The 26900-nt window shown below is 70.1% G+C and carries 21 protein-coding genes; 13 read left to right on the top strand and 8 right to left on the bottom strand.

Annotation, left to right across the window (positions count from 1 at the left end; genetic code table 11):
* Positions 1-28: 28 nt before the first annotated feature.
* From OVA30_RS18970 to OVA30_RS18955, 4 genes are all read right to left on the bottom strand, one after another.
* Positions 29-835 (bottom strand): fructosamine kinase family protein, encoded by an 807-nt coding sequence (locus OVA30_RS18970; RefSeq protein WP_268176379.1) that lies wholly within the window; start codon positions 833-835, stop codon positions 29-31.
* Complete coding sequence (locus OVA30_RS18965; protein ID WP_268176377.1) at positions 832-1311, bottom strand: low molecular weight protein-tyrosine-phosphatase; 480 nt, start codon at positions 1309-1311, stop codon at positions 832-834. Before OVA30_RS18965 ends, OVA30_RS18970 begins: the two co-directional genes overlap by 4 nt.
* Positions 1308-3146, bottom strand: a complete 1839-nt coding sequence (locus tag OVA30_RS18960) for an aminopeptidase P family protein (RefSeq protein WP_268176376.1) — start codon at positions 3144-3146, stop codon at positions 1308-1310. The genes OVA30_RS18965 and OVA30_RS18960 overlap by 4 nt, the downstream gene beginning before the upstream one ends.
* A 202-nt stretch (positions 3147-3348) precedes the next feature.
* Positions 3349-4266 (bottom strand): 50S ribosomal protein L11 methyltransferase, encoded by a 918-nt coding sequence (locus tag OVA30_RS18955; RefSeq protein ID WP_003601829.1) that lies wholly within the window; start codon positions 4264-4266, stop codon positions 3349-3351.
* Between the two features lie 324 nt (positions 4267-4590).
* Between OVA30_RS18955 and OVA30_RS18950 the strand changes: the two genes are divergently transcribed.
* From OVA30_RS18950 to modA, 3 genes are all read left to right on the top strand, one after another.
* On the top strand, positions 4591-4791 hold the full coding sequence (locus tag OVA30_RS18950) for a hypothetical protein (RefSeq protein ID WP_003601830.1): 201 nt from the start codon (positions 4591-4593) through the stop codon (positions 4789-4791).
* A 92-nt stretch (positions 4792-4883) separates the two neighbouring features.
* Positions 4884-5054: a hypothetical protein gene (locus tag OVA30_RS18945; protein ID WP_012255559.1), complete on the top strand. Its 171-nt coding sequence runs from the start codon at positions 4884-4886 to the stop codon at positions 5052-5054.
* 169 nt (positions 5055-5223) lie between these two features.
* The gene (modA, locus tag OVA30_RS18940; protein WP_056155049.1) at positions 5224-6033 is read left to right on the top strand and encodes a molybdate ABC transporter substrate-binding protein; all 810 of its coding nucleotides are present in this window, start codon (positions 5224-5226) and stop codon (positions 6031-6033) included.
* A 52-nt stretch (positions 6034-6085) separates the two neighbouring features.
* Here modA and OVA30_RS18935 read toward each other — a convergent pair whose 3' ends face one another.
* Positions 6086-6625: a hypothetical protein gene (locus tag OVA30_RS18935; RefSeq protein ID WP_268176374.1), complete on the bottom strand. Its 540-nt coding sequence runs from the start codon at positions 6623-6625 to the stop codon at positions 6086-6088.
* A gap of 254 nt (positions 6626-6879) precedes the next feature.
* Here OVA30_RS18935 and argC point away from each other — a divergent pair, with 254 nt between their 5' ends.
* From argC to OVA30_RS18920, 3 genes are all read left to right on the top strand, one after another.
* Positions 6880-7824 carry an N-acetyl-gamma-glutamyl-phosphate reductase gene (gene argC / locus OVA30_RS18930; RefSeq protein WP_253398445.1) on the top strand — a complete coding sequence of 315 codons (945 nt, stop codon included), beginning with the start codon at positions 6880-6882 and terminating at the stop codon, positions 7822-7824.
* 935 nt (positions 7825-8759) lie between these two features.
* Complete coding sequence (locus tag OVA30_RS18925) at positions 8760-9290, top strand: MucR family transcriptional regulator (protein ID WP_268176373.1); 531 nt, start codon at positions 8760-8762, stop codon at positions 9288-9290.
* Between the two features lie 316 nt (positions 9291-9606).
* On the top strand, positions 9607-9882 hold the full coding sequence (locus OVA30_RS18920) for a hypothetical protein (RefSeq protein ID WP_015824552.1): 276 nt from the start codon (positions 9607-9609) through the stop codon (positions 9880-9882).
* A 65-nt stretch (positions 9883-9947) separates the two neighbouring features.
* Here the strand turns inward: OVA30_RS18920 and OVA30_RS18915 are convergent, their stop codons facing one another.
* Positions 9948-11054 (bottom strand): NUDIX hydrolase, encoded by a 1107-nt coding sequence (locus OVA30_RS18915; RefSeq protein WP_003601845.1) that lies wholly within the window; start codon positions 11052-11054, stop codon positions 9948-9950.
* 125 nt (positions 11055-11179) lie between these two features.
* On the opposite strand from OVA30_RS18915, the gene thiE reads away from it, so the two are divergent.
* The 3 genes from thiE to OVA30_RS18900 all read left to right on the top strand — a co-directional run bounded on the left by thiE (position 11180) and on the right by OVA30_RS18900 (position 13564).
* The gene (gene thiE, locus OVA30_RS18910; RefSeq protein ID WP_268176372.1) at positions 11180-11905 is read left to right on the top strand and encodes a thiamine phosphate synthase; all 726 of its coding nucleotides are present in this window, start codon (positions 11180-11182) and stop codon (positions 11903-11905) included.
* A 46-nt stretch (positions 11906-11951) separates the two neighbouring features.
* Positions 11952-12758, top strand: a complete 807-nt coding sequence (gene thiD, locus OVA30_RS18905) for a bifunctional hydroxymethylpyrimidine kinase/phosphomethylpyrimidine kinase (RefSeq protein WP_268176371.1) — start codon at positions 11952-11954, stop codon at positions 12756-12758.
* Between the two features lie 176 nt (positions 12759-12934).
* The gene (locus tag OVA30_RS18900) at positions 12935-13564 is read left to right on the top strand and encodes a helix-turn-helix domain-containing protein (protein WP_003601851.1); all 630 of its coding nucleotides are present in this window, start codon (positions 12935-12937) and stop codon (positions 13562-13564) included.
* Between the two features lie 154 nt (positions 13565-13718).
* On the opposite strand, the gene OVA30_RS18895 is transcribed toward OVA30_RS18900, so the two are convergent.
* On the bottom strand, positions 13719-22124 hold the full coding sequence (locus tag OVA30_RS18895; RefSeq protein WP_268176370.1) for a hypothetical protein: 8406 nt from the start codon (positions 22122-22124) through the stop codon (positions 13719-13721).
* 360 nt (positions 22125-22484) lie between these two features.
* On the opposite strand from OVA30_RS18895, the gene OVA30_RS18890 reads away from it, so the two are divergent.
* Positions 22485-22829 carry an Hpt domain-containing protein gene (locus tag OVA30_RS18890; protein WP_268176369.1) on the top strand — a complete coding sequence of 115 codons (345 nt, stop codon included), beginning with the start codon at positions 22485-22487 and terminating at the stop codon, positions 22827-22829.
* A 215-nt stretch (positions 22830-23044) separates the two neighbouring features.
* A complete protein-coding gene (locus OVA30_RS18885; protein WP_003604694.1) occupies positions 23045-23365 on the top strand; it encodes a 2Fe-2S iron-sulfur cluster-binding protein in 321 nt (106 codons plus the stop codon).
* 221 nt (positions 23366-23586) lie between these two features.
* Here the strand turns inward: OVA30_RS18885 and OVA30_RS18880 are convergent, their stop codons facing one another.
* Positions 23587-24762, bottom strand: a complete 1176-nt coding sequence (locus OVA30_RS18880) for a vWA domain-containing protein (RefSeq protein WP_268176367.1) — start codon at positions 24760-24762, stop codon at positions 23587-23589.
* A gap of 235 nt (positions 24763-24997) precedes the next feature.
* On the opposite strand from OVA30_RS18880, the gene OVA30_RS18875 reads away from it, so the two are divergent.
* The gene (locus OVA30_RS18875; RefSeq protein WP_015824545.1) at positions 24998-25396 is read left to right on the top strand and encodes a hypothetical protein; all 399 of its coding nucleotides are present in this window, start codon (positions 24998-25000) and stop codon (positions 25394-25396) included.
* 371 nt (positions 25397-25767) lie between these two features.
* Positions 25768-26301: a MucR family transcriptional regulator gene (locus OVA30_RS18870; protein WP_056117380.1), complete on the top strand. Its 534-nt coding sequence runs from the start codon at positions 25768-25770 to the stop codon at positions 26299-26301.
* Positions 26302-26900: the final 599 nt, after the last annotated feature.

The following is a 26900-nucleotide window of genomic DNA, read 5'->3' as shown; positions in this document are numbered from 1 at the left end:
CGTCAGCAGCCGCCGGGCGAAAGATGCGTCAGACCCCGGCCGCCTCCAAAAAACCTTCGACCATGCCCCGGTAGCCGGCGCCGAACAGGCGCCAATGCACCAGGGCCGGCCAGAGCTTGTAGATCGGCGCGCGCTCCGCCGCGCCGGGCTCGGGGGCTCCGTAGGCCGCACGGAAGCCGGGACCGGGGCGGCCGAACAGGCTCAGCATCGCCAGATCGACCTCGGCATGGCCGTGATAGCAGGCCGGATCGATCAGCCCCGACACCCGGTCGCCCGCAGAGAGTACGTTGCCGCTCCAAAGGTCGCCGTGGAGCAGGGCCGGGCGGGGCCGCTTCGGAAGGCGGTTGCCAAGGTCGTCCGCCAGCCGCTCGATCCGCCGGACGAGCGGGATAGGAAGGTGCTCGGCATGGCAAAGCAGGCGGCGCCTGCCCCAGAAGGCCGACCAATCGTCGTCCCAGGCATTCTCGATGGCGACGGCGCCGAACGCGTAATCGGCGTGCCAGCCGTAGCGCTCGCCCTCGGCGGCGTGCAGGCAGGCGACGACCCGGCCGAGATCGGCGTCGGTGCCCGGCCCCGAACCGGTATCGGGTAGGCATTCGAGGACGAGCACCGTCTCGTCCGCGGCCAGCACGGCGGGCGCCGGGGCGCCGGTCGCGGCGATGGCTGCGAGCATCCGAGCCTCTTCCCGCGGCGCCGGCCCGGTCTTCGCCACGGCCTCGCGCCCATCCCCCAGCCTCAGGCGGACGCATTGGGACAGGTCGCCGCCCGCCATCGGCCGGGCTTCGGCAAGGGGGACACCGAGCAGGTCCGCCGCGTGCCGGGCGAGGCCGTTCATTCCGCTTCCGCGATCCGGCGGGCGAGGGCTCGGGCGCCTGCGGTCACATCGGCCCAAGTCGTGTCGAAGCCCTCCTGCGCGCCGTAATAGGGGTCGGCCACGGGCTCTCCCGCCCGGCCCGGCACGTGATCAAGGAGCAGGCTCAGCGCGGCCCGCGACCCCTCCGGCCGCAAGGCCCGCAGCCGCGCGAGGTTGGCGAGATCCAGGGCGACGACGTGATCGAAGCGCTCGAAATCGGCCGGCGCGACCTGACGTCCGCGATAGCCCGCGATATCGACGCCGTTCGCCCGGGCCACCGCGATCGCGCGAGGGTCCGGCGGTTCGCCGACGTGCCAATCGCCGGTCCCGGCGGAATCGACCGTGACGTCGAGCCCGATCCGTTCAGCCTCCTGCCGGAAGGCGGCCTCGGCCAGCGGCGAACGGCAGATGTTGCCCAGGCACACGAACAGGATTGCGGGGTGGGAAGGCGCGGTCACGCCGTAGCCTCTCCAAGCGGCCGCGTCGCCGCCTCCAGCCAGTCCCGCGTCGGCCCGTCGAGATCCGGCGACAGAGCCTCACGCACTCGCGCGTGGTAGGCGTCGAGCCAGGCCGCGTCGTGCGCACCGAGCACGGCCGGATCGATCAGCCGCCGGTCGATCGGGGCCAGCGTCAGGGTTTCGAAGCCGAGCATCCTCCGGTCGCCGCCGGGGATCGTCCGCGCCTCGACAAGGATCAGGTTCTCGATGCGGATGCCGTAGGCATGGCTCCGATAATAGCCCGGCTCGTTCGAGAGGATCATGCCGGGCTTCAACGCCACCGTGCCGGTCTTGGCGATGCGCTGCGGACCCTCGTGGACCGAGAGGAAGGCGCCGACGCCGTGGCCGGTGCCGTGGTCGTAATCGAGCCCGGCTTCCCACAGGCTCATCCGGGCGAAGGCATCGATCTGCGCGCCTGTCGTCCCCTCGGGAAATACCGCGCGGGCGATGGCGATGTGGCCCTTCAACACGCGGGTGAAGCGGTCGCGCATCGCGTCCGTGGGCGTGCCGATGGCGACGGTGCGGGTGATGTCGGTGGTGCCGTCGGCGTATTGCGCGCCGGAATCGATCAGGAAGAGTTCGCCGGGCTGCGCCGTGCGGTCGGTGGCGCGGGTGACGCGGTAATGGACGATGGCACCGTTCGGGCCCGAGCCGGAAATGGTCGGGAAGGAAACGTCGCGCAGCAGGCCGCCTTCTCTGCGGAAATCCTCCAGTGCCTCGACGGCGGCGATCTCGCTCACCCCCTCGGGCGCGGTCCGGTCGAGCCAGGCGAGGAAGCGCGTCACGGCAAGCCCGTCGCGGTGGTGGGCGGCGCGGGTGCCGGCGATCTCGGCCGGGTTCTTGACCGCCTTCATCGCGGTGACCGGATCGGCGCCGACATCCGCGACGCCGCCGGCGGCCTCGATGCGATCCTTGAGGGCCGCCGCCGCCGTCGCCGCATCGATCCGCACGCGGGCGGCGCCGGTGCACAGGCCGGCGAGATCCGCGTCGAAGGCGCTGCGCGGGCGAAGGTCGGCCAGCGGTTCGAGGGCGGCGCGCAGGTCGGCGTCGATCTGCGGCGAGGTGAGGTAGAGCGCGGCCCGCCCCTCGCGGGGCACCAGCGCATAGCCGAGCGCCAGGGGCGTGTGCGCGATGTCGGACCCACGCAGGTTGAAGGTCCAGGCGAGGTTGTGGGGATCGGAGATCACCAGGGTGTCGATCCCGCCTTCCGCCAGCGCGGCGTGGATGCGACCGAGCTTCTCGCTGCGCGTCTCGCCCGCAAGATCATCGGGATGGGCGGCGACACGGCCCGCCGGCGGCCGGGGCCGCCCGGCCCAGACCGCGTCCACGAGATTGTCGGTCACGGCGCGCAGGGATGCCCCCGCCTTGATGGCGGCGCGCTCCAGGCGGGCCACGCCGTCGGGCGTATGAAGCCAGGGATCGTAGGCGAGGGTTTGGCCGGGCTTCAGGTGGGCGCCGAGCCAAGCCTCCGGCGTCGTCTCGGCAAGGGGCACGACGGCGATGATCCCGGTATCGACCTGCTCCGGCGCCTGGAGGGTGTAGCGGCCATCGACGAACAGGGCCGCCTCGTCGGCCAGGATCACCGCGAGACCGGCCGACCCGGTGAAGCCGGTGAGCCAAGCGAGCCGCTCGGCGTTGGCCGGCACGTATTCCGACTGATGCTCGTCGGCCCGGGGTACAACGAACCCATCGGCGCGGATCTCGCGGAGCGCCGCGCGCAGGGCTTCGATCCGCTCAGGCCCCTTGGCGTGGCTCGGATCGTCGAAGGTCTGGAAGCGGGGCAGGGGCGTCGTCATGGCGGAAACCTACCGCGTCGGATGCCCGCGCGACACCCTCCAGGGCCATCCTCGAAAGCGATCGCCCTGGTTCTTTGCCGGCCTCAATCGCCGGCGACCGCCTCCGCGGGCAGTCTCGGTTCCTTGGGCTCTCGCTCCGCGCGGCGCTCTTCGCGCCGGCAAGCCGCTCACGCGGCTTCGAAGCGATGGCCCTGCACCCGCCTTAGCGTGGGCGCGCCGCCGCCCCGCCGCGGCGCAGCACCAGCGTTGCCCAGCCCTCGATCACGCCGGAGCGGGCGAGATGGAAGCCGCGGTGGCGGTAGGTCGAGAGCACGCCCGGCACGTCGCGCTCGATCAGGCCGGAGAGGATCAGCACGCCGTCATCGGCGACCACGGCGGTCAGCGAGGGCGCGAGCCGCTTGAGCGGGCGGGCGAGGATGTTGGCGAACACCACGTCGAAGCCGCGCGGACGGTTCGCCAGGGCGTGGCGCACGCCCGGCGCATGGTAGAAGCGCATGAATGGCCCGAGGCCGTTGAGGCGGGCATTCCCGCGAGCGGTCGACACCGCTTCCGGGTCGAGGTCGCCGGCCACCACCGGCGTGCGCAGCACCTTGGCGGCGGCAAAGCCCAGGATGCCGGTGCCGGTGCCGACATCGAGGACATGGGCCGGGCGCCGCCGCTTCAGTTCGTCCACCAAAGCCCGCAGGCAGCCGAGCGTGGTGCCGTGATGGCCGGTGCCGAAGGCAAGCGCCGCCTCGATCTCGATGGCGAGGTCGTTCCCCCGCACCTGATGACGGTCATGGCCGCCATGGACGAGGAAGCGGCCCGCCCGCACCGGCTTCAGCCCCTCGAGCGAGGCGCGTACCCAATCCTGCTGGTCGATGGTCTCGAAAACCGCCGCGTCGGCCTGCTCGCCGACCATCGGGCGGATCAGGTCGCGGATCATCTCCGCGTCGGGCTCCTCGGAGAAATAGGCTTCCAACCGCCACGCGCCGGTCTCTTCGACCTCGAAGGCGGCCACCGCCGTCTCCATGGGGTCGAACATCTCGCCCAGCAGTTCGGTCATGGCGCGAGCGGAGGGCTCGTCCGTGATCAGGCGCAGGACGTGCGTGGGTCGGTGCGGCGGCAGACCTTCGAGCATGGGGCGCCCTCTACCATCCGCGCGCGCCAAGGGCCACGGGCTTCACGACCCCTTCGACGCGCTGTTCATGAGCAATCGAGCGGGACCACGTACCCACAACAGCACAAGCAAGACAAAAGATGCTTAATCCACAGGCATGATGTTTAATTCTTAGCCGAAAGCGCCGGAACCGGATCGGCGAGGCGGCGTTCTCACCGTCCGAAGCGTCTCGCGCATGCGCCTTGTCGGCCCCGATGGCCGGCGGGGCCATGCCCGGTGGCCGGGCGTTGCGCGAGGCGTTTTTCCGTCTCGTTCATCAGGCGCTTGTCGAGTTCTCATCGCGTCATGACACCCAGATCCGTCCGCTTTCGCTCCCCCGTCGTCGTCAGGCGCGAGCCGCGCCCCGACCGCCGCCGCGCCACGAACGCCGACATCCTCGCATCGGACACGCTCGACTCCCCGCTGCCGGGCTCGCTGCTCGTGCTGCTGAGCCGGCTCCATCGCGCCGAGACCAAGCCGGCGCAGGGGACCGAGCCCACCGCCTGAGGCGAGGGGAACTCCGGCCGGGCCCGACCACTTCCTGTCCCGCATCTCCCGGCCCGAACCCGTCCGGGCCCACATCGAGAAAGGATCGGTCGATGGCCGTGGTATCGAGCAAGATCTTCGAAGAGGGCAAAGCCGCCAAAGCGATGGGTAGGCCCGATTCGGCCAACCCCTACGAGGCGGGCTCGCAGGAGAGCCTGGATTGGCTCGAAGGCTTCACCGCCGACGAGCCCGAGCCCTCGGCGGCCGGTCCGTCCGACGACTGAATCGGGAGAGGGGACCTCCGCGATCCCCGGCCGATGACAGGGGTATTCCCGACGCGTTAAACGCGGATGGTGTGCGTGCCGGGCGCTCGTCCGGCACCGTGACGGCTCGACCGAGCCGGCGCCGGGCCCGCCGCATCGATGGCGGCTCGGCACGACCTTGGGAGCCGTCATGATATCGTCCCGTCTCGTCCGGACCCGCCGCGCCGTGATGGCCGGCCTGCTGCTCGCATTCACCGCCGCCCCCCTCGCCGCGCGCGCTGCGGACGAACCTGTCGTGGTGTTTGCCGCCGCCAGCCTCAAGAACGCGCTGGACGAAGCCGCCGCCGCCTGGACGAAGGAGACCGGCGGCACGACGCGGATCTCCTATGCCGGCTCCAATGCGCTGGCCAAGCAGATCGAGGCCGGCGCGCCGGCCGACCTCTTCATCTCCGCCGACCTTGCCTGGATGGACTATGCCGAGACGAACGGCACGATCCGCGCGGACAGCCGCGTCAACCTCCTGCGCAATGCCATCGTCCTCGTGGCGGCCAAGGGGTCGGGCCTGCGGGTCACGCTCGAGCCCGGCACCGATCTTTCCGCCCCGCTGGCCGGTGGACGGCTCGCCCTAGGCAATGTCGAGGCGGTGCCCGCGGGCAAGTACGGCAGGGCCGCCCTCGAAAAGCTCGGCGCCTGGGACCGGGTGAAGGGCCAGCTCGCGCAGACAGAGAACGTGCGAGCGGCCTTGCTGCTCGTCTCCCGCGGCGAGGCCCCCCTCGGCATCGTCTACGCGACGGATGCGGCGAGCGATCCGGGCGTCGAGGTCGTGGCGACCTTCCCCGCCGACAGCCACCCGCCGATCGTCTACCCGGCCGCGCTGACCAAGGATTCGGTCCGCGCGGATCGAGCAGCGTCCTTCCTCGGCTTTTTGCGCAGCCCGGCGGCGCGCCCGCTTTTCGAGCGTCAGGGCTTCGTCGTGGTCGGCGCCGAGAAGCGCTCCTGAACAGGGCGGGGAGGATCTCGCCCCTCCCGCGCCCATCACCGTTCTGGGACGATCAAGGGGTCAGGGCGCGCTCCAGCTCGCCCTTGGTCATCTTCGAGCGGCCGGGAATCTCCTGCTTGCGCGCCCGCTGCATGAGTTCGGACTTCGTCGCGCCGGCGGTGCCGCCCTTGTCCGAGGTCTTGCCGGCCTTGCCGCCGGTCTTGCGGGCCGAGGCCGCCTTCTCCGCCACATCCGCGGGCTGCTTCGAGTGCCGCTTGCCCTTGGCGGAATCGGCCCGCTTCTTCGCGGTCGAGCGGCTGTATTCCTTATCGGACAGTTTTTCCCGCGCCTTCTTGGGCAGGTAGCGCTCGCCGGTCTTGCCGCTTTCCTTTCCCGACTTGGTGTCCCACTCCTCGTCGGTCCATTGCTTCAGGTGGTTGTCGTCGGACTTCTTGCCGGCGTAGCCACCGCCCTCCTTCTTGTATTCGCTGGTTGCCATCTGCGCCTTGCGGGCGGACCATTGGCCGGGCTTGCCGCCCTTGGAGGATTCGGTGATCTCCTCTTTCACCTTCTCCCAAAGCTCCGGATCGGTCTTCTTCGCCGTGCCTGACATCGGTTTCGCCTCCTGAGCGACATTTGGCTGTCAACAGGAGGCGTCATCGTGAGTTCCGGCCGCACCGTTCCCATCCACGGGAGGATGGGCGCGGCCGCGCGCGGCGACCGAGGGGCGTTGACAGGGGAAGACGAAGCTTCCACCTCCGCGCCACCGAAGACGCATCTGATCGAGCGTGCCCGACGCGACCGGGAAGGCTCGGTACACCCTGTGTCAGACCGGCCCGGATCGGGGCCGAGCTTAAGGAATCTGCGATGTCCGACGGCCTCAGCGCCCCGAAGGTGTTCATCGACGGAGAGGTCGGCACCACCGGCCTCGGCATCCGCGAGCGCCTGGAGCGCGAGGGCCGGGTGCGCCTCGTCAGTATTCCGCTGGAGAGCCGCAAGGATGCGGGGGTGAAGCGGGCGATCCTCCAAGAGGTCGACCTCGCCGTGCTCTGCCTGCCCGACGACGCCTCCCGCGAGACCGCGGCGCTCGCCGACAGCTTGCCCGGAGGCGGCCCGAAGCTGCTCGATGCCAGCACCGCCCACCGTATCGCGCCGGGCTGGGCCTACGGATTTGCCGAGATGACGCCGGATCAGGCCGAGGTGATCCGCGCCGCGCGCCGGGTCGCCAATCCCGGCTGCTACCCGACCGGGGCGATCGCGCTGCTGCGCCCGCTGGTGGAGCGCGGCCTGATCCCGTCGGATCATCCCGTCAGCATCAATGCGGTGAGCGGCTATAGCGGCGGCGGCCGCAGCATGATCGAGAGCTACGAGCGCGGGGAGGGCGCACCGTTCCAGCTCTACGGGCTCGGCTTCGGTCACAAACACCTGCCGGAAATCGAAGCCTATAGCCGGCTCACCCGGCGGCCGATCTTCATCCCCTCCGTCGGAAACTTCCGGCAGGGCATGCTGGTCAGTATCCCGCTGCATCTCGGCGCCCTGCCCGGCAGCCCGAAGCCGGGCGACCTCGAGGATGCGCTGGCCGATTGGTACGCGGGCACCCCGCTGGTGACGGTCGTGCGCGGTGCGGAGGAGGGCGCCCACCGCGAACGTCTCGAACCGGAGGCCCTCAACGACACCGACCGGCTCGAATTGCGGGTGTTCGGCTCCGACAGCCACGGCCAAGCCGTGCTGGTCGGCCGTCTCGACAACCTCGGCAAGGGCGCATCGGGCGCGGCGGTGCAGAATCTCGGGCTCATGCTCGGGCTCGACTGACGACAGAGCCGCTTCGGCCTAGATACGCTCTCGACATCTGCTCGATGTAAACCCGGCACGCGCCGTCCGCGCGTGCCGGGACGGCGCCTGTAAGGCGATCCCCGACCGGATGGCCGACGAACGCCCCGCGAAAACCGGCTGCCGCCCCTCGGAGCCGGGACGACATCCATCACCCGCGTGGTTCATCGCGTAAGAGCTTGGCCGGAACGAGCAACGCGACCGTGCCGCACATGAGAAGACAGCCGCTCTCCAAATGGATCGACAGGGTCTCGCGCCCGTCATCCGCGATGAGCCAGACACGTCACCTCGCAAATATTGTCAGGTGGGCGTAGAGCCACGCGCCCGCCGAATCGAGCGCACATCATCCGCCAATCCACAGGGCGGGCCTTCGGCTGTCATCCGTCTTTTGACAATCGGCCCTCCGGGACTGGACAGTGAAGGCGGCGCCGCGTCGGTCGAGAACTGGCGCAAGACGCTCTCGCGCGCCGGATATTTCGGGGCGGACCGATTCAACACCCGGCAATCCACAGAAAATACGTAATTCTGCGGCAGGACGTCGCAACCAGGGCGTGTCTTCCGCTCCGCGACCGGCGCGATCACGTCAAGCCGGCAACTTTGGCATGCCGACGGGGAAATCCGGCAACCATCTGGGATCACAACTCCTTGAAACGTCGACAGTTTCCGACGTGTGTTCAAGAGCGTTCTATCATTTGAAATATTTCGTTGAGATCGTCAGCGTCACCCTTAAGGTGGGCCTAATCCTTTTTTTCCGAAGGCCGCGATCGGCGTTTTTTCCATTCGATTTGGATAGAAACACACGCTACGCTCAGTTCTCTTCGACCTGACTGCGCTCGAATTTATACGCGATGTCTTGCTCTAGCACGGTCCTGAGCTTACCGTATTCCAGCTAAAGCCCCCTCATAGAAGATTGCGCCATGGACACCAGTGAACAGGACGCGGAGACAGCCCGCCTCGTTACCCTCACGGCCGATGTCGTGTCTGCTTATGTCAGCAACAATCACGTACAGAGCGCCGAGTTGCCGAAGCTTCTCGGGGAAGTGCATGAGGCGATTCGCTCGGTCAGCTTGAGCGGCCGTCCCACCGCCGAAACCGGGCCGCCCAAGGCGACGCCGCAGGATATCCGCAAGTCGATCAGCCACGACTTTCTGGTCAGCTTCGAGGACGGCAAGCCCTACAAGACGCTGCGCCGCCATCTCACCCTGCGCGGCCTCTCGCCGGAACAGTATCGGGCGAAATGGGGCCTCCCTAACGATTACCCCATGACCTCGGCGAGCTACTCGGAGCAGCGCTCCGAACTGGCGCGTGCGCTGGGCCTGGGTCAGCAGCGCCGCCGGATCGCCGAGCCGGAAGCGGAAGTCGAGGCGGCGCCCGAGCCGGTGGCCGCCGAGCCGGAACCCGCTGCGGAGAAGAAGCGCCGCGCTCCGCGCCGCAAGAAGGACGCTTGAGCCCAAGCGCAGCTTCGCTTGAGCGCAGATCCACTTGGTCAACGCGGGCTCGGCGGTGCCGGGCCCGCGTGCCGTTCGATCGCCCAGCGCCTCGACGGCTTGCCGATCTCAGAGCGCGCGCGCTGGCGCTTGGCTCCGTCAGAACCGCGCCTGCGCGTTCAGAACCAGCACTGAGCGGGTTTGAAGAGACCGCAGGTCCGTCGAACGATCTCGCTAAACGCTTAATCCGCAGGCAGCCCCGGCGACTGCCCTGCGTTCAGATCGCTTGATCGACTGCTGCTGAGCCGGCAAACGCTCAATTGGAGGGCATTTGCCGATGATTTGGGCACACACACGGATCACGACTGATAAGATCCGTTCGGTCGAACTCCTGTTTCTCGAACAGGCCGTCTCCTTCGACCATACGCGGCAGATGCTTCTCATCAGCGTGGTCGAGGACGGGTCGATGGTTCGTCTCTGGGTCTGCGTCCCGGAGATCGAGATGCTGACGTCTTATTACGGGTTCAGCCTGTGCACCCGGGCAGACCTGCCCCTGGCACCGACCCTCGTTGCCGGCTGCCCCGAACAATTCGGTCGCATCTTCCAGGGATAGCCCATCCGCCCGCCCGATGAATTCCGGCCTTCATTCCGGGAGGAGGGGGTCCGGTGTCCTGAGCGTCACACCGTACGACGCGTCGGGGTGAGCCGAACGCCGGGGGCGGGGCGCTCCAGCAGAACCTCCCGGCGGAAGCGCACCAGCCGGGCCGGGCGCCCGGCATTGCCACTGGTGAGCGTCTCGGTCTCCTCGACGAGGCCCTGTTGCGCCACGAGGCGGCGGAAGTTCTGCTTGTGCAGCCGGATGCCCGAGAGCGCCTCGACCGTGCGTTGAAGCTGAAGCAGGGTGAAGGCCGGCGGCATCAACTCGAACACCACCGGGCGATACTTGATCTTGCCGCGCAGGCGGCCGATCGCCGTGGCGAGCACCCGGCGATGGTCATGGGCCATCGGCTGGCCGGTAATTGCGAGGTCGTCGGGCACCGCGGCGCCGTTCTGGCCGTTGGCCTCCGGGATCAACCCGGCTTCGAACAGCAATTCGTAGCGCTCCAGAACCCGCTCCTCGTTCCAGGCGCCGCCGATCCCGAAACTCAGCCCGACCCGGTCCTCGCGCATGCGCCGGAGCTTCGGATCGGAGGCGGCGGCGACCCAGGCCATCAGGCGCGGCTCGATCTCGGCGAGCGCCGGAGGCCGGCCCTCGCGGAAATCCTCCCACGGCAGGTAGCGGTACCAGTTGCGCCATGCGGCTTCCGCAAGGCCCGCCGGGCGCAGCTCGCGCACCAGGGCGAGATAGGCCACCGAGAGCAGGTGCACGTCGTGCTGGCCGCCCTCGCGGTCGCGGTCGCCGAAGGTGTAGAGCTGCTCGACATAACCAAGGCGCTGATGCGTCTGCTGCTCGACCCAGGCGCGAAGGCCCCGCTCCAGGGTGGCGTGCTCCGGCACCAACGGCCCGGCGGGCAGGGCGCTCTCGCGACCCTCGGCTTGTCCCTCGACCTGCACGGTGAGCGCGCGCGGCTCGCCATCCGTCGCCGCGACGATGACGGCAACGAGCCCCACCGACGAAGCGCTGGCGGCGCGCGTCCCCTTGTCCGCCGCGGCGGCGGTCACACCCAGTTCGGCCGTGCTCATGCGTTCGTCGGCCTTCAGCCCCTCTTCGTGGGCATCCCCTCGGCGGTGGAAGCGGTTCCGGCCCGCATTCCGGTCTTGCCGGATTGGCCCCGGCACCGTCAACGGAGCCTCCGGCCTCATCCAGGGCAATCGCCCGAACGCGATTGCCCTTGTTCTTTGTTGGCCTCAGTCGCCGCGGCAGGCCGATCCTGCTAGATCAAAAGGCGAATTCATCGAAGGGAGCGGGTATGGGCAGCGGAACAGGGCTCGGTTTGTCCCGGCCGTCGGCGGGCGTCGCCGTGGACCTGCGCCTCTACGGCATCCTCGATGTCGGCGTGTTGGGGGGCGATGCCACCGCGCTTGCCACCCTGGCAGCGGAGGCGGTGGCCGGGGGCGCCACCCTGCTCCAGTACCGCGACAAGGATCTGACCGACGCCCGCGCGGCCCTCGCACGGATCCGGGCGATCCATGCGGCCCTCGCCGGCCGCGCGCCGCTCCTCGTCAACGACCGGGTCGATCTCGCGCTGGCTGCCGGCGTCGAGGGCGTGCATCTCGGCCAGTCGGATCTGCACCCCGAAGACGCGCGCCGCCTGCTCGGCCCGCGCGCCATCATCGGGCTCACGGTAAAGACCGGGGCGCAGGCCGACGAACTCTACCGGCTTCCGATCGACTACGCCTGCATCGGCGGCGTGTTCGCCACCACCAGCAAGGACAACCCCGACCCGCCGGTCGGGCTCGACGGGTTGCAGCGGATCGTGTTCCGCGCCCGGCTCGCCCGCGGCCAGTCCCTGCCGCTGGGCGCGATCGCCGGGATCGACGCCAGCAACACCGCCTCCGTCATCCGGGCCGGTGCCGACGGGGTGGCGCTGATCGGCGCCCTGTTCAAGGGCGGTGCCACCGAGGCCAAGGCGCGGGATCTGCTTGCACGGGTCGATGAGGCGCTGGGCAAGCGCGGGAGCACGGGCACGCGCTAAGGCCGGAAGAAGCGGACCATCAAAAAATAAACGAGGGAAGACGCCCATGACCGCCATCGCCCTGACCATCGCCGGCTCGGATTCGAGCGGGGGCGCCGGCATCCAGGCCGACCTCAAGACCTTCGCCGCCCTGCGCGTCTACGGCGCCAGCGTCATCACGGCGCTTACGGCCCAGAACACCCGCGGGGTGCAGGCGATCCACGATGTGCCCGCCGATTTCGTGGCCGCGCAGATCGACTCGGTGTTCTCCGATCTCGCGGTGGGGGCGGTGAAGATCGGCATGCTCTCGCGGCCCGAGACCATCCGGGCGGTGGCCGAGGGTCTGCGGCGGCACGCGCCCGGTATCCCGGTGGTGCTCGACCCGGTGATGGTGGCTACCAGCGGCGACCGGCTGATCTCGCAGGAAGCCGTCGAGATCCTGCGCAGCGAGTTGATGCCGCTCGCCACCATCATCACCCCCAACCTGCCCGAAGCCGCGACCCTGCTCGACGAGGGGGAAGCGGGACACGAGAACGAGGCGGTGGCGCAGGGGCGGCGGCTGCTGGCGCGCGGCGCGCGGGCGGTGCTGATCAAGGGTGGCCACGGCGAGGGCAGCGAGAGCGCCGATCACCTGATCGCCGCGGACGGAACCCTGCGCCGGTTCGCGGCCCCGCGCATCGAGACCCGCAACAGCCACGGCACCGGCTGCACCCTCTCGGCAGCGGTGGCGGCGGGGCTCGCCCGCAGCCAGGGCCTCACCGAGGCGGTGGGGGCCGCCAAGACCTACGTAACGGGGGCGATCCGCGCGGCGGACACGGTGCCGGTCGGCCATGGCCACGGCCCGCTCCACCACTTTTTCGCGCTCTGGCGATAGGCGCCGGGCTCCGCGAAATCAGCCCCTTTCCGCCTTTTGCGTTTGACAGATCAAACGCTCGTTCGGATAACGGAACGCCTTTCGGTGTCCCGCACACGATTTCGTGATCCGATCCGCCCGCGAGGGTGTTTCCGGCGCGCGAAGATTTTGTCGGGCACTTTCAGCGGACCGACGTGATGCAGGACATAGCGGCAAGCCTCGAGCGTGGACGGCCGAAGGATCTCGTCAGCGGCGCCCAGGTGCTTTCGGGCCAGCTCGGCAAGACGATCCAGCGTCTGCGCAAGGCCTACAACCTCTCCCTCTCCGAACTCGCCGAGCAATCGGGCGTGGCGAAGTCGATCATCAGCCAGATCGAGCGCAACGAAACCAATCCGACGCTGGCAACGATCTGGCGGTTGAGCCAGGCGCTCGACGTATCGATCGAGCGGGTTCTCGCCACCTCCGACGAAGAACCCTTCATCGAGCGCTTCTCGCGCGCCGACACTCCGCGGCTCGTCTCCGACGACGGCAAGGTGCGGCTGGCCATCATCGGCTGGATCAAGACCGTCGAGTGGCTGCAATGGTACGACGTCACCGCCGATGCCGGCGGGGTGCTCGAATCCGACGCGCACCAGCGCGGCTCGGTCGAGTCGCTGTCGGTGCTGGAGGGCAGCTTCGAGGTGGATGTGGCCGGCGAGGTGCAGCGGGCGAATGCCGGCGAGACCCTGCGCTACCGCTGCGACCGCCCCCACAGCATCCGCTGCCTCGGCGACGCGCCCGGCCGCGCGACCATGGTCGTCATCATGAAGGCCGCCGTGATGGAGTGATCCGGCGCCAGCCGGCTCCCCCGGGGCAGCGACATCGCATGAAAAAGGCCCCCGTCGCTCGCCAGCGACGGGGGCCTTTTTCATGGGGCACCCTGGTCGATCAGGCCTTGAGGCGGGCTCGGTGACACCGATCCCGCCTCCTCCGACGTAAGCCTCAGGCCTCGTCGAACCGGCCGCTGGCATGGGCGAGCATGGTGTAGACCTTGCCCGTTTCCGAGGTGAGGTAGGCGTCCGCGCGCTTGGTGTCGCGGTCGTTCTTCGTCACCTCGCCGAGCAGCCGCTCGAACTCGCCGACATAGCGATCGACCGTGCGGCGGAACTCGGCATCCGCCCGGTAGCGGCGCTGGATCTGCTCGAAGGTCTGGCGCCCCTGGACCGTGTAGAGGCGGCCGTCGAACAGGTTGGTGTCGCCCTGGCGGTAGCGCTGCCAGAACTCGACCGAGGCCTGATGATCCACCATCCGGGCGATGTCGGTCGAGATCGCATCGAGCGAGATCCGTTCCACCGGACCTTTCGCCTCGGGCGCGGCGGCCGGAGCCGGGGCGGGGACCGCCTCGGCGCCGTCATCGTCGAGCGACGCGCGGGTCAGAAGATCGGACAGCCAGCCGCGGTTATCGCGGGTACCGGGCCGCCCCTGGACCGGGCCGGGGACAGCGGCCGGGCTCGCCGGACGCACGGGGGCCGATGCCGGCTGAGACCGGCCCGCTGCCGGGGCCGCCGTCGGGGATGTATTGCGGACCGGCGCCGGCGCGGAGACCGGTGCGGGTGCGGCCGCCGACACGGCGCGGCCGGCCTCGGCCGTGCGGCGCTGCTCGGCCCCGCGGGCCTGCGCCGCCGGCTGGGCGACATCGACCGAGCGGTTCGAGCGGGCCACCAGGGCGGAGAGCTCGTTCAGCGCGTCGATCTGTTCAGCCACGACGCGACGCATCTCACTCGTGGCATCCTGCGTCTCGCGGGGCAGGTCGAGAACGCCGCGCTGCAGGTCGGCGCGGGTGGCGTCGAGTTCGCGGCGGATCTCGGCGGCCATCGCATTCATCCGCGTGACCGAGTCGCCGAACTGGCCGGAGGCGGCGGCGAAGCTCTGCATCATCTTGGCGGACGCCTCCTCGATGGCGCTGCGCACCGCTTCCGCCGTGCGGGCGCTCTCGGCGTCCGCACCGCTGCGCAGGCGCTCGAAGTCGCCCGCCACGGCGGTCCCGGCCTCGCGGGCCACGCGGGCGACGCTCTCGCTGAGTTCACGGGCGCGGGTCTCGGCCGCACGCAGCGTCTCCTCGATCACGCTGCCGAAGCGGCCGGTCTGGGCCTCGATGGCCTGGCTGCGCTCTTCGAGGCGGGACAGCACCGCCTCGACCACGGCCTGCCGGCTCGACAGGCTCTCGGCGAGACGGCCTTCGACCGCTTCCAGATTGCCGGCGGCCGCTTCGAGCGCGCCGACATGGGTGCCGGTGCGCTCCACCAGCGCCTTGCCGCGGGCATCCAGGGTCTCGGCGAGGCTCGACGCCTGGGCGAGTGCTCCCTGCGAGGCTTCGCGGAGCGCCACGACCTGGCTCGAGACCCGGTCGGAGGCCTGCGCCGTGTCGGCGGCGACCCGGTCGAGGGCCGACTGGATCTGCTCGACGCGGGCTGCGAGCCCTTGCTCGATGGCACCGAGGTTCTCCGAGGCGCCGCCGACGAGGTCCTTCAGCCCGTCATTGGCGTTCTCGATCCGGGTGAGGAAGCCGGCGACGTCGCGGCGGACCCGCTCATGCGCCTGGGCGACGGTGTCGGCGGAGGCCGCCGCGCCCTCGTCCAGCGCGACGCGCAGGGCCTTGGCCGACTCGACGGTGCGGACGACGATGGCATCGGTGCGCTCGCGCAGGGCCTCGACCAGCGGTGCACCCTTGTCGGCGATGAGCCGGTCGAGGGCCTGCTCCCGCTCGGCCAGGGCGTCGGCCAGGGCCGCGGCCGGTCCATCGATCATGCGGGCCAGCGCGCCGTTGCGCTGATCCATCGTCTCGGCCAGCGCGTCGGCGCGGGCCTGGACCTCGGCCGCGTGACGGCGGGCGCGCTCCTCCAGCATCCGGCCCATCTGGGCGATGCCGTCGTCCACGAGTGCCGCGTAGGCGTTCTGACGCTCGTCGAAGGTCTCCGCCAGGGCGGCCTGCCGCTCGGCACGCTCGTCCAGGGCCGCGACCATCCGGGCGGTGCCGCCATCAATGAGCGCTGCGTAGGCCTCCTTCTGGCGGTCGAACGCCTCGGCCAACACCGCGTGGCGGCGGGCCCGTTCTTCCAGTGCGGCGACCATGCGGGCGGTGCCCTGCTCGATCAGGCTGGCATAGGCGTCCCGCTGCCCGTCGAAGGCCTCGGTGAGGGCGGCCTGCCGCTGGGCACGCTCGTCGAGAGCCGCGACCATCCGGGCGGTGCCCTCCTCGATCACGCTCGCATAGGCATCCCGCTGCCCGTCGAGGGTCTCGGCGAAGGCGGCCTGCCGCTGGGCACGCTCATCGAGAGCCGCAACCATCCGGCTCGTGCCCTCCTCGATCAGCACCGCGACGGCCCGCTGACGCTCCTCCACCGTCTCCGCCTGCGCGGCGTGGCGGCGCGCCCGCTCTTCGAGCGCGGCGACCATCCGGGCGGTGCCCTGCTCGATCACGCTCGCATAGGATTCCCGCTGGGCGTCGAAGGCCTCGGCGAACGCGGCCTGCTGCCGGGCGCGCTCGTCCAGCGTCGCCGCGATCCGGGCGGTGCCCTCTTCGATCAAGGCGGCGACGGCCTTCTGGCGCTCCTCGACCGTCTCGAACTGGGCCGCGTGCTGGCGTGCGCGCTCATCGAGCGTCGCGACCATGCGGGCCGTGCCCCCATCGATCTGCGCCGTGTAGGCGTCCTGACGCTCGTCGAAGGCGTCGGCCAGCGCGTTGGCGCGGTTCGCCACCACGGTGGCGAAGGCGCGCAGGCGGGCGTCGATGCGGGCGGTGAAGTCCTCGCTGCGGGCCTCGACGGTCTGCGACAGGGTGGCCGCCTGGTTCTCCACGAGCCGCGCGAACTCACCGCCGCGGCTCTCGACGAGCCCGTCGAGACTCCGCATCCGCTCGTCGAACACCGTCGCCAGCGCCTGGGTCTGGTTCTCGAGACGTCCGGTCAGCGCCGTCGAGCGCTCATCGACCAGGGCACCGAGGGTGGCGTGGATTTCGTCGAACAGGGCGCGCAGCTCCTGCGACCGCCTCTCGACGGTCTGCGCGACCTGCTGGCCGCGCCCGTCCACGATGTCGCCGAGAACGCCGAGGCGCTCGTCGAACAGGTGGGCGAGACCCCGCGTGCGGGCATCGACCTCGCCGGCCGCGCGGCCGATGCCGCCTTCCAGCGTCTCGACGAACAGGCGCGCGCCGTCGGTCAGCGCCGCCTGAAGCGGCAGGATGCGGCCCTGGAAGCCCTCGTCGAGGCGGCCGGCATGACCGTCGAGCAGCCCGCGGATCTCGGCCGTGCGGTGGTCGAGGATGTCCTGAACCGCGCGGGACCGCTCCTCCAGGGTCGTGCGCAGATCATCGCTGCGGGCATCGAGCATGGCGCGGATCTCGCCCGCGCGGCTGTCGAGCAGGTCCTGCACCGTGCGGGCTGGCTCCTCCAGGGCGGCGCGCAGGGCGCCGAGCCCGGTCTCGAACTCGCCGCGGACATGGCCGGCGCTGCCGTCCACGAGGCCGCGCAGCTCGCCGGTACGGCTGTCGAGGGTGTTGCGGATCTCGGCGCTGCGGGCATCGAGCAACTCGCGCACCATGCGGATGCGCTCTTCCAGCGTCGTATCGAGGCTGCCGAGGCTCGCCTCGAATGCGCCGCCCACCCGGCCGGAGACGTCTTCCATCAGGCCGCGCAGATCGTCGGTGCGGTGATCGAAGGTGTCGCGGATCTCAGCGCTGCGGGCGTCGAGCAGGTCGCGCACCGTGCGGACGCGCTCCGCCAGCGTCGTGTCGAGGGCCCCGAGGCTCGCCTCGAACTCGTTGCGCACCCGTCCGGCACCGCCCTCCATCAGGCCGCGCAGGTCGTCGGTGCGGTGATCGAAGGTGTCGCGAATCTCGGCGCTGCGGGCGTCGAGCAGGTCGCGCACCGTGCGCAGGCGCTCGTCCAGCACCGTCTCGAAGCTGCCGAGGCCGGCTTCGAGTTCGCCGCGCACGCGGCCGGCACTGCCTTCCATCAGGCCGCGCAGATCGTCCGCGCGGCTGTCGAGCAGGGTGCGGATCTCGCTCGCCTGGGTCTCGAAGGCGTGGCCAAGGCGGCCGGTGCCCTCGCCGAGCAGGCCGTCGACCTGTCCCATGAGGTCGCGCAGGGTCGCGAGCAAGGCGGTGCCGCGGCGGTCGAGCAGGGCACCGAGCGAAGCGCCACCCTGTTCCAGGGCCTGGGTGATGTCGGAGAGGCGTCCCTCCAGCCCCTCGACGGCCACGCGGCCGCGCTGGTCGAGGTCGGCCGCGAGCGCGCCGCCGCGCTCGTCGAACAGGTGGTTGAGGCTCTCGGCCCGCTCGTCGAACAGGCGAGCGATGGCCTCGACATGGCCACCCAGCGCCTCGACGGCGAGACCGCTGCGGCGCTCCAGCAGGGCGACGAGGTCGCGGATGCGGCCGGTCAGCTCGCCGTCGATGGTGCGGGTGCGGCTCTCGATCAGGCGCACCGCTTCGAGCGCCTGGATGCCGAAGGATTCGTCGAGGTGGCGGGTGCGCTCCTCCAGCGTGCCGCTGAGGGCATCGAGGCGCGCGACCACGCCGGTATCGAGGCGCTCGGCGCCCTCGTCGAGGCGGCGGGCGAGATCCTGGGTCGTGCGCTCGAGCCGCTCGGCGATCTCGGCCGCGCGGGCGGCGAGAACGTCGCCCACGGAACGGCCACGGTCGGCGATGTCCTGCGCGGAGCCTTCGATGCGCCGGTCGAGGGCGTCAGTGAGGATGCGGTTGCCCTCATCCAGCGTGCGGGCGATCTCGGAGCTGCGCAGCACCAGCGCCTCGTTGAGGGCGTTGGCGCGGGCACCCAGCCGCGTGTCGACATGGCCGACGAGGGCCGCGAAGCTCTCGCCGATCTCGGCGGCGCGACGAGCCGAGACGGATTCCATCTCGCCGATGCGGGCCTCGACGGTCTCGCTGGCAAGGCGCGCACGCTCGGCCAGGGAGTCGGCGAGCGCATTGCCCTGCACGGCGATGATCCGGTCGATCTCGGTGAGGCGCGAATCCAGGGTGTCGCCGAGCGTCTGCGCGTTGCCGGCGATCCGGTCGGCGAGGATGTCGCCGCGGGCGATGGTTTCCTGGAGGGCGGCGAGCCGGTTGCCGAGGGCCTCCTCCACCGCGCGGGTGCGGCTGTCGGCGGTCTCGACGAAGGCGGCGTGGCTCCGGTGCAGGGTGTCGCCGACCTGCGACACGTGGCCGGCAATGGCGAGCACGACCTCGCGGCTGGCGCCTTCGAGGCGGGCCTGGGCCTCGTCTGACTGGCTGGCGATGAGCGCGGCGGCGCCGCGGCCGTGGCGGCCGAAGCTGTCCTCCAGGGTTCCCAGACGGGTCTCCAGCTCGGTGCCGACGTCCTCTGCGGTGCGCGACAGCGCCTGCGTCGTGGCCTCGCCGCGGGCGGCAACCTCGTCGCCGAGCCGGCGCAGCGTCTCGCGCAGGGCCTCCAGGGCGCTCTCGGTGCGGCCGCCAACCTCGCCGCCGGCCTGTTCGGCCGCACGGGCGAGGGAAGCGGTGGCCTCGGCGCTGCGGGCCGACAGCTCGTCGCCCATTTGGGCCAGCGCGTCGCGCAGGCTGCGCAGCGACGCCTCGGTGCGGCTGTTGACCTCGCCGCCGGCCTGCTCGGCCGCGCGGGCCAGGGCCGCACTGGTCTCGGCGCCGCGGGCGGACAGCTCCTCGCCGATCCGGCCCAGCGTCTCACGCAGGCTCCGCAGCGATTCCTCGGTGCGCGCACCGACTTCGCCGCCGACCCGCTCGGCGGTCCGCGCCAGCGCGTCCGTCACCTCGGCGCTGCGGCCGTCGATCTCGTTCTGCACCTGCCGCAGCAGGTCGCGAAGACCCTGCGCCGACTGGTCGGCACGGCTGCCGATCTCGCCGCCGGCCTGAGCCGCCGCCAGCGACAGGGCGACGCTGGCCTCCGAGCCGCGCACGGAGATCTCGTCGGCCACCTGCCGCAGGAGATCCTGAAGCGCGTGCATCGACTGGTTGGTGCGGTTGTCGATCTCGCCACCGGCATGGGCGGCGGCGAGCGCCAGGGCGCCGGTCGCTTCGGCGCTGCGGGCCGACAGCTCGTCGGCCATCCGCTGGATCGCGGCGTGAAGGGCCTGCGACGCGCTCTCGCTGCGGCTGCCCAGCTCGCCCCCGACGCGGTCGGCAGCGGCCTGGAACCGGCCCACCACGTCGTCCGAACGGCTCTCGACGGCGGCGGCGGCCTCGTCGGCCGCGCGGCGCAGCGCCTCGGCGGCTTCGGCGAAGCGGGTGGTGACGGCGGCGCTCTGCGCCTGCGCGGCCCCCGAGGTCTCCTCGGCGACGTGCAGCATCCGCGCGGTCGATTCCACGGTGCGCTCGGCGAGCAGGCCGCTCATGGCTTCGGCGGCCTCGCGCAGACGGCGCTCCAGCGCTTCGACGCTCGCGCCGACGGACGCGGTCGCGGTCTCCGCGTTGCGGCGGATGCCGTCCTGGGCGGCGCCGGTGCGGGCATCGAGATCCTGGCCCAGACGGGCCACGGTCTCGCCCAGGCTCTCGGCGGTGCCGTTCGCATTCGCGGCGAAGGAGGCGCCGAGCCCGGCCAGAGCCTGCTCGACGGTGGCGGCGGCCTGCGCCGCCCGCTCGGTCATCAGGCCGACGACCCGTTCGCCCGCCGTGTCGAGGTTCGAGGCGAGCACCCCGCCCTGGACGGCGATGACATCATCGACGCGGGACGCCGCCGCCTCGATGCGGGCGGCGAGTTCGAGCCCGCGACCGTCCATGGTCTCGGCCGCGCGGGTGGCGGACGCCAGGAACGCGTCGCGAACCCGGTCGATACGGGTGGAGAAGTCGTCGGCGACGCTGCCGGCGGCAAGCGCCAGGGCGGCCTGCGCATCGCGCCCGCGGCCCTCGATCAGTTCGGAGACGCCGGTGCCGGCGGCCTCGATCTCGGTGCGCAGCGAGGCGCCGCGAACGGCGATGTCCTCGGAGATCGCCGCGCCGGTGGCGGCGAAGTTGCGGCTCAAGCCCTCGCCGGTCTCGGCGAAGCGGGCGGTGATCGCGCCGCCGGTCTGAGCGAAGCGCTCGGTGAGCTCGGTTCCGCGCGACAGGAAGGCCTCTTCCAGGCCCCTCGACGAGCGCTCGAAGGTCTCGCGCACGGCGCCGCCCTGCCGGTCCAGCGCCTCGATCAGGCCGGTGCCGGTCTCGGACAGGGATTGGGCGACGGCGCCCGCGTTGTCGGCCAGCGTGCGGGTGAGCGCCCCGCCGGTGCGCTCGAACGCCTGCGTCACCTCGTCGGCGCGCTGCTGCAGCGCGCTGGTGAGGGTGGTGCCGATCTCTTCCAGGCCGCCGCGCACGCCTTCGCTGGTGGCGGTGAGCTGGCGGACGAGGTCGTCGCCGCGGGTCGAGACGTTGCCGACCACCCGTTCGCCGACCTCGCCAAGCGCCTCGGTGATCGCGGTGCCGCGGGCATCGAGCGCCCCGGTCACGCGCTCGCCCGCGCCGTTGATGGCGGCGACGATGCGCTCGGCCGCGCCCTCCAGCTCGCTCGACAGGTTCTCGTGCGATCCGGCGATCGCCCCGCGCACCCGATCGGCGCTGCCGACGATGGACTCACGCTGGGCGATCAGCTCATCGACGAGGCTGCGGATGCGGATCTCGTTATCGGAATAGGCGCGCTCCAGGGTCGAGATTTCGCCGCGCACCAGCGTTTCGAGTTCGCCGGCGCGGGCGAGCGCCCGCTCCACGCCGTCGCCGACGGCGGCGACTTCGCGGCGCACCGTCTGCGACATGGTCAGCACCGCGTCGGTCGAGAAGCTCTCGGGCTCGGCCAGCCGGATCGCCACCTCGCCGACGGCGCGGGCGACGAGACGCATCTCGTGGGCGCGCACGGCCAGCATCGCCGTGATCAGGAACAGCACGATCGGCCCGGCGATGGCGGTGGCCACCACCGCCGCCTGAAGCGCGGTGAGCCCGGTGATGAACGTCTTCAGATCGCCGCCGGACTGGTTCCAGGCGAGCGCCACGAGGCCGTTGAGCCACAGGAACGAGGCGATGGCCGCGACGAGGTACGGCTTGCGCGAGGGCCGCACCCGGAGCGTCTGCTGCAGGATGCCGATATTCTGGCGATCGTCGTTGGCGACCAGCGAGCGGTCGGGCGGCAGAAGCCCGCCCTCGCGGCGCGAGCGCCCCCGCTCGGGCAGCGGCAGATCGGAGGCGGCGGGATCGATGTCGAGGGTCGGGGTGCGGCGTCCCCCGGCCTCGGAGAACGGATCGGCCAGCGGATCGCTGTCGCCGACATCGGGCAGCCGCGGCTCGACGCGGGCGGTGTCGCCCGGTGCCGGAATGTCCAGATTCAAAGCCTGCTCGATCGCGGAGAGGGCCGCCTCTGCCGGATCCTTCAGCTTCTTCTCGGTGGCCATGCAACCCTCGTACGCATCGCCGTCCATTGCAGAGCTCGCGCCCTCCGCAATGGAGACGGATTTACCCGACGTCTCACGGGATCTTAGTCCCTCGGATGATGCCCCCGATACCCGATCGGCCCGGCGCACCCAAGAAACCTTAACGGAATGGTTACCAAGCCGGGTCCCGTGATCCGGCATTCGCCCCAAGTTCTGACGCTTGCAGCCTTAAACGGGTACGCCCCGGCGCGCCCTGCGCTGTGGATAGCTGGCGCCACCCACAGGCAGGTCGCCGCGGCGAGCGCTTTTACCCAGAACCGGGCGGATGGAGCGGCCGTTTCATTCCGAACAACGATGATCAAGCAGACGATAAGGACGGACGTGGACCTCGAGAACAAGCTCGCCCCTCTGCTGGATCACGCCCACCTCGATGCGCAGACCTTCGGCGATGCCGACCTCGCCCGGGAGGTGCTGAGCCTGTTCGAGGATCAGTGCCGCCGGCTCCTGCCCGCGATGGCGGAGGCGAGCCGTCCGGCGGAGGAACGGGCCGATCTCGCCCATACGCTCAAGGGTGCGGCGCTCGGCGTCGGAGCGATGCAGGTGGCCGAGGCGAGCACGACCGTCGAAACCGGGTTTCGCACCGTTGGCGAGGCCGATCTCGAAGCGTTGCGGAGCGCCGTCGCCGAGACGCTGGCGGCGCTCGCCGCCCCCGGCCGGGAGATGTGAGCGGCCGCCTGTCAGGTTCGCTCGATGCCCGCGACGTAAGACCGCCGCCGTGCCGGCCCGACCTCTCGGCGAACGGACACGCGGCATCCGCACCGGCGGCGCGACGGAAAAGCGCCGGCTTGGCGCTTGCTTTCTCACTCGGCCGCCCGCAAGCAGGCGCCACGCCGCCCCCCTGAAGGATCGCAGGCGGACGCCGACACGTCCCGGAGCAAGGTATGCCCAAGATCACCTTCGTCGATCACGCCGGCACGGCCCGCACGATCGACGGCGAGGTTGGCTCGACCGTCATGGAGACGGCGATCCGCAACAACGTTCCGGGGATCGATGCCGAGTGCGGCGGAGCCTGCGCCTGCGCCACCTGCCACGTCTACGTGGACGGGGAATGGGCCGACAAGGTCGGGCCGGCCGAGCCGATGGAGCAGGACATGCTCGATTTCGCCTCGGATGTGCGCGCGACCTCGCGCCTGTGCTGCCAGATCCGCGTGACGCCGGAACTCGACGGCCTCATCGTGACGACCCCGGCCCGCCAGGGCTGAGGCGACGCCGCGCGGGGGCGTGCCTCCGCTCCGGGCGGACTCGCCGTGCTCGTCCTGCCGATGAACGCCGCCCGGTACAGGATACGCTGCGGCTCGGCCTCTCGCCCTGCGGCGCCGAGCAGACCGAGGCACGGTTCCAACCGGAGCCTGTCTTGGTCCGCAGCCTCTACGGGCTCCCGCCGCTGGCCGTCCTCGTCACGACCCTGTCGTCGGAAAGCGCTCTAGCGCAGCAGCGCCCGCATCGCCCCGTCCAGCCCTTCGAGCGTCAGCGGGAACATCCGGTCCGCGAAGATCCGGCGGACCATGCCGATCGAGTGGGTGTGGCCCCAGTGCTCGCCCGGAATCGGGTTGAGCCAGACCGCCTTCGGGAAATGATCGAGCACGCGGCCGAGCCAGACCTCGCCCGCCTCCTCGTTCCAGTGCTCCACCGAACCGCCGGGATGGGCGATCTCGTAGGGGCTCATGGAGGCGTCGCCCACGAACACCACGCGGTAGTCGGAGGGATAGGTGCGGATCACGTCGAGGAGCGGGATACGCTCGTCGTGGCGGCGATGATTTTCCGTCCACACCGCCTCATAGGGGCAGTTGTGGAAGTAGAAATGCGCGAAGTGCTTGAACTCCGAGCGCGCCGCCGAGAACAGCTCCTCGGCCAGCTCCACATGCCAATCCATCGAACCGCCGACATCGAGGAAGAGCAGCACCTTCACGGCGTTGCGCCGCTCCGGGCGCAGCCGCACATCGATGAAGCCCTTGCGGGCGCTCTCGCGGATGGTGCCGTCAAGGTCGAGTTCGTCGGCCGCCCCCGTGCGGGCGAAGCGGCGCAGGCGGCGGAGCGCCACCCGCATGGAGCGGGTGCCGAGTTCGCGTGAATCGTCGAGATCCTTGAACTCGCGCCGGTCCCAGACCTTGACCGCACGGAAGTTGCGGTTGCCGTCCTGGCCGATGCGGATTCCCTCCGGATTGTAGCCGTAGGCGCCGAAAGGCGAGGTGCCCCCGGTTCCGATCCATTTCGAACCGCCCTGATGACGCTCCTTCTGTTCGGCGAGGCGCTGTTTCAGCGTCTCGAACAGCTTGTCCCAGCCAAGCGCCTTCAACTCGGCCTTCTCATCCTCGGTCAGATACTTCTCGGCGAGCTTGCGCAGCCATTCCTCGGGAATGGCGGCGGGTTCGACCGCCTCGCCCAGCGTTTCCAGCCCCTTGAAGACCGAGGCGAACACCCGGTCGAACCGGTCGAGGTTCGACTCGTCCTTCACCAGCACGGTACGGGCGAGGAAGTAGAATTCCTCCACGCGCTTGTCCGCGAGATTGCTCTCCATCGCCTGGAGCAGCGTGAGGTATTCGCGCAGGGACACCGGCACGCGGGCCTCGCGCAGGCCCGTGAAGAATTGGAGCAGCATGAGGCCTAAACGCCCGAGCCCGGCCCGCAGGTCAAGCCGAGGCCGGGCTCGGGCCAAGCCGCAGGCGCAGAACCGCCGAGCTTGAGAGTCTTCGACTCCTGTGGACAGCGCCGTTTTCCCGTGGATATCGCCCGACGCCACCTTTGTGCGTGAGGGATAACTGTCATCTCGGCGGAACTAAGGTGCCGTCGCACAATGCAGGATGCGTCCGTGACTTGACGATTGGAAGGACACCATGCCCGTGGTCTTGCGATCCCTGAGCGATTTCAAGAAATTCCTCCGCAAACCCGGAGCGACCCTGCAAATCGTTCAGAACACCTTCGTCGATCGCCAGGACGCCGAGTCCCGCGCTGCCTATCGCCGCAAGGGCCTCTACGAGCCGCGAACCCTCCGGGCGCTCTCGAAGAAAGCCGCCGTGTTCGACGTGAAGGGCCACGAAACCACCGTGTGGCTCTACTGGGATCGCGGCACCCGACACTGGCGCTTCTCCGGCGATACCGTCACGGTTCCGCTCAACGCCACCCTCGGACCGCCCGACGCGGTGGTCTATCGCTGCACTCTGCCGCCGCCGAGCGGGCAACGCCGTCCCGCCAGCCAGCGCGACGACGATGAGGCCATGCTGCCGGGCCTCTAACGGCAGGCTCCGACCGATACAGTTGCGCCGTCATGGCGGGGCGAACCATCCCGGACCTGCCGTGATCCATGAAAGCCGGCCGGTTCGACCTGCCGAGAGCCGCGCTCAGCTCGGACTGACCTCTCACAGTTTGTTGAACGGACGAATCAAGCGCCCTTCATCGTGCGCTTGATCGAACCTCAGCTTGTGTGCACCACCTGGAGCGACCGCAACCTGGTGTCTGATCCCGACTGATCGTTCGCAATAGCAGCCAGATCGTGGTTTTTTCTCGATTTTGCAGTCGTTTTCCAGGAAAATGGCTAGAACCGGACTTGAATCTTTTTCAGATCCTTTTAGCTCACAAGAACGAGGGGCAAATAGGATCACGTACAATGTCGGAAACCAATCAGGTCACGCAACACGACCGTATCGAACTCGCAGCCGATCTCGTCTCGGCTTATGTCTCCAACAACTCTCTGCCGTCGCCTGAACTCGCGGGCTTGATTGTTCAGGTTCATGCGGCCCTGGTCGCCCTGTCGGCACCGCAGGCGCCCAAGGAAGAAGAAGTCGAGCGGGCGACACCGGCCCAGATCAAGAAGTCGATCACGCCGGATGCCCTGATCTCCTTCATCGACGGCAAGCCTTACAAGACGCTCAAGCGGCACCTGACCACGCACGGCCTCGACATCGACGGCTACCGCCGCCGCTACGGCCTGCCGGCCGACTATCCGACGGTCTCGTCCAACTATTCGGCCGCGCGCTCGGCGCTCGCCAAGGATCTCGGCCTCGGCCAGCAGCGCCGCAAATCCTCGGCGAAGGCCGCGGAGCCGGTCGATGAGGTGGTGGCGGAAGCGGCCCCTGAGCCGCGCCGCAAGGCCGCTGCCGGCGAAGGCCGCAAGACCGGCGGGCGCCGCAAGGCCGCCTGAGGATCGATGCCGCGTTGGCGGAGTCATCGGACTCCGCTGGCCGGCTCCGATACGGCAGGTCGATAGGGGCTGCGCAGTCGAAGCCCGGGCCAATCGCAATGCCGCCGAGCCGGCCGACCGCTCTCGATGCCCTGCATAGTGGCTTGTAGCGCCAGCGCTTCGCCGCTCGCGCTTTATTCGCTGACGGCGTGTGAGCCCTCTGCTCACCGCAGACGCACTCACAAAGCGCCGCATCCCGATGCGGCCGGCGCCATCGCGCGAAGACGGCCTCCCTCAGAGACAGGACCCGCGAGCCGGTCGCATTCAGCTTGGCTGGCTTCGTCCAATGTCCGATTTTCGCGACGGGACGCCCGCGTGGTTTCCAGCTCCCCGCCAAGGCCGGTCAGAGGTTCGCGTTCGCGCAACGCCCCCAACATGATCAAGAGTCGGTGCGTCGAGCCTTACGGATACGATCGGGCTGCCTCCGAAGCGTCATTCAGAGCATCGTCCGGCACGAGGGCCGACGGCTTTCAGCAATGGACGCTGCGAGATCCAAGTCCCCAACTACGGTCGTGACCGGAACCCGCTGCACGGAAGCAGATACGGGTTCGACACCGGAA

Source organism: Methylorubrum sp. SL192 (assembly GCF_026672325.1).
Taxonomy (GTDB): Bacteria; Pseudomonadota; Alphaproteobacteria; order Rhizobiales; family Beijerinckiaceae; genus Methylobacterium; species Methylobacterium extorquens.
The sequence above is the reverse complement of the archived record's forward strand: the minus strand, read 5'-3'. Positions and strand labels throughout refer to the sequence as shown.

Excerpts from the sequence above, each read along its gene's own strand:
- OVA30_RS18970 (WP_268176379.1), bottom strand. The coding sequence starts at position 835 with ATGAACGGCCTCGCCCGGCACGCGGCGGACCTGCTCGGTGTCCCCCTT.
- OVA30_RS18960 (WP_268176376.1), bottom strand. The coding sequence starts at position 3,146 with ATGACGACGCCCCTGCCCCGCTTCCAGACCTTCGACGATCCGAGCCAC.
- OVA30_RS18955 (WP_003601829.1), bottom strand. The coding sequence starts at position 4,266 with ATGCTCGAAGGTCTGCCGCCGCACCGACCCACGCACGTCCTGCGCCTG.
- OVA30_RS18950 (WP_003601830.1), top strand. The coding sequence starts at position 4,591 with ATGACACCCAGATCCGTCCGCTTTCGCTCCCCCGTCGTCGTCAGGCGC.
- OVA30_RS18945 (WP_012255559.1), top strand. The coding sequence starts at position 4,884 with ATGGCCGTGGTATCGAGCAAGATCTTCGAAGAGGGCAAAGCCGCCAAA.
- modA (WP_056155049.1), top strand. The coding sequence starts at position 5,224 with ATGATATCGTCCCGTCTCGTCCGGACCCGCCGCGCCGTGATGGCCGGC.
- OVA30_RS18935 (WP_268176374.1), bottom strand. The coding sequence starts at position 6,625 with ATGTCAGGCACGGCGAAGAAGACCGATCCGGAGCTTTGGGAGAAGGTG.
- argC (WP_253398445.1), top strand. The coding sequence starts at position 6,880 with ATGTCCGACGGCCTCAGCGCCCCGAAGGTGTTCATCGACGGAGAGGTC.
- OVA30_RS18925 (WP_268176373.1), top strand. The coding sequence starts at position 8,760 with ATGGACACCAGTGAACAGGACGCGGAGACAGCCCGCCTCGTTACCCTC.
- OVA30_RS18920 (WP_015824552.1), top strand. The coding sequence starts at position 9,607 with ATGATTTGGGCACACACACGGATCACGACTGATAAGATCCGTTCGGTC.
- thiE (WP_268176372.1), top strand. The coding sequence starts at position 11,180 with ATGGGCAGCGGAACAGGGCTCGGTTTGTCCCGGCCGTCGGCGGGCGTC.
- thiD (WP_268176371.1), top strand. The coding sequence starts at position 11,952 with ATGACCGCCATCGCCCTGACCATCGCCGGCTCGGATTCGAGCGGGGGC.
- OVA30_RS18900 (WP_003601851.1), top strand. The coding sequence starts at position 12,935 with ATGCAGGACATAGCGGCAAGCCTCGAGCGTGGACGGCCGAAGGATCTC.
- OVA30_RS18895 (WP_268176370.1), bottom strand. The coding sequence starts at position 22,124 with ATGGCCACCGAGAAGAAGCTGAAGGATCCGGCAGAGGCGGCCCTCTCC.
- OVA30_RS18885 (WP_003604694.1), top strand. The coding sequence starts at position 23,045 with ATGCCCAAGATCACCTTCGTCGATCACGCCGGCACGGCCCGCACGATC.
- OVA30_RS18880 (WP_268176367.1), bottom strand. The coding sequence starts at position 24,762 with ATGCTGCTCCAATTCTTCACGGGCCTGCGCGAGGCCCGCGTGCCGGTG.
- OVA30_RS18875 (WP_015824545.1), top strand. The coding sequence starts at position 24,998 with ATGCCCGTGGTCTTGCGATCCCTGAGCGATTTCAAGAAATTCCTCCGC.
- OVA30_RS18870 (WP_056117380.1), top strand. The coding sequence starts at position 25,768 with ATGTCGGAAACCAATCAGGTCACGCAACACGACCGTATCGAACTCGCA.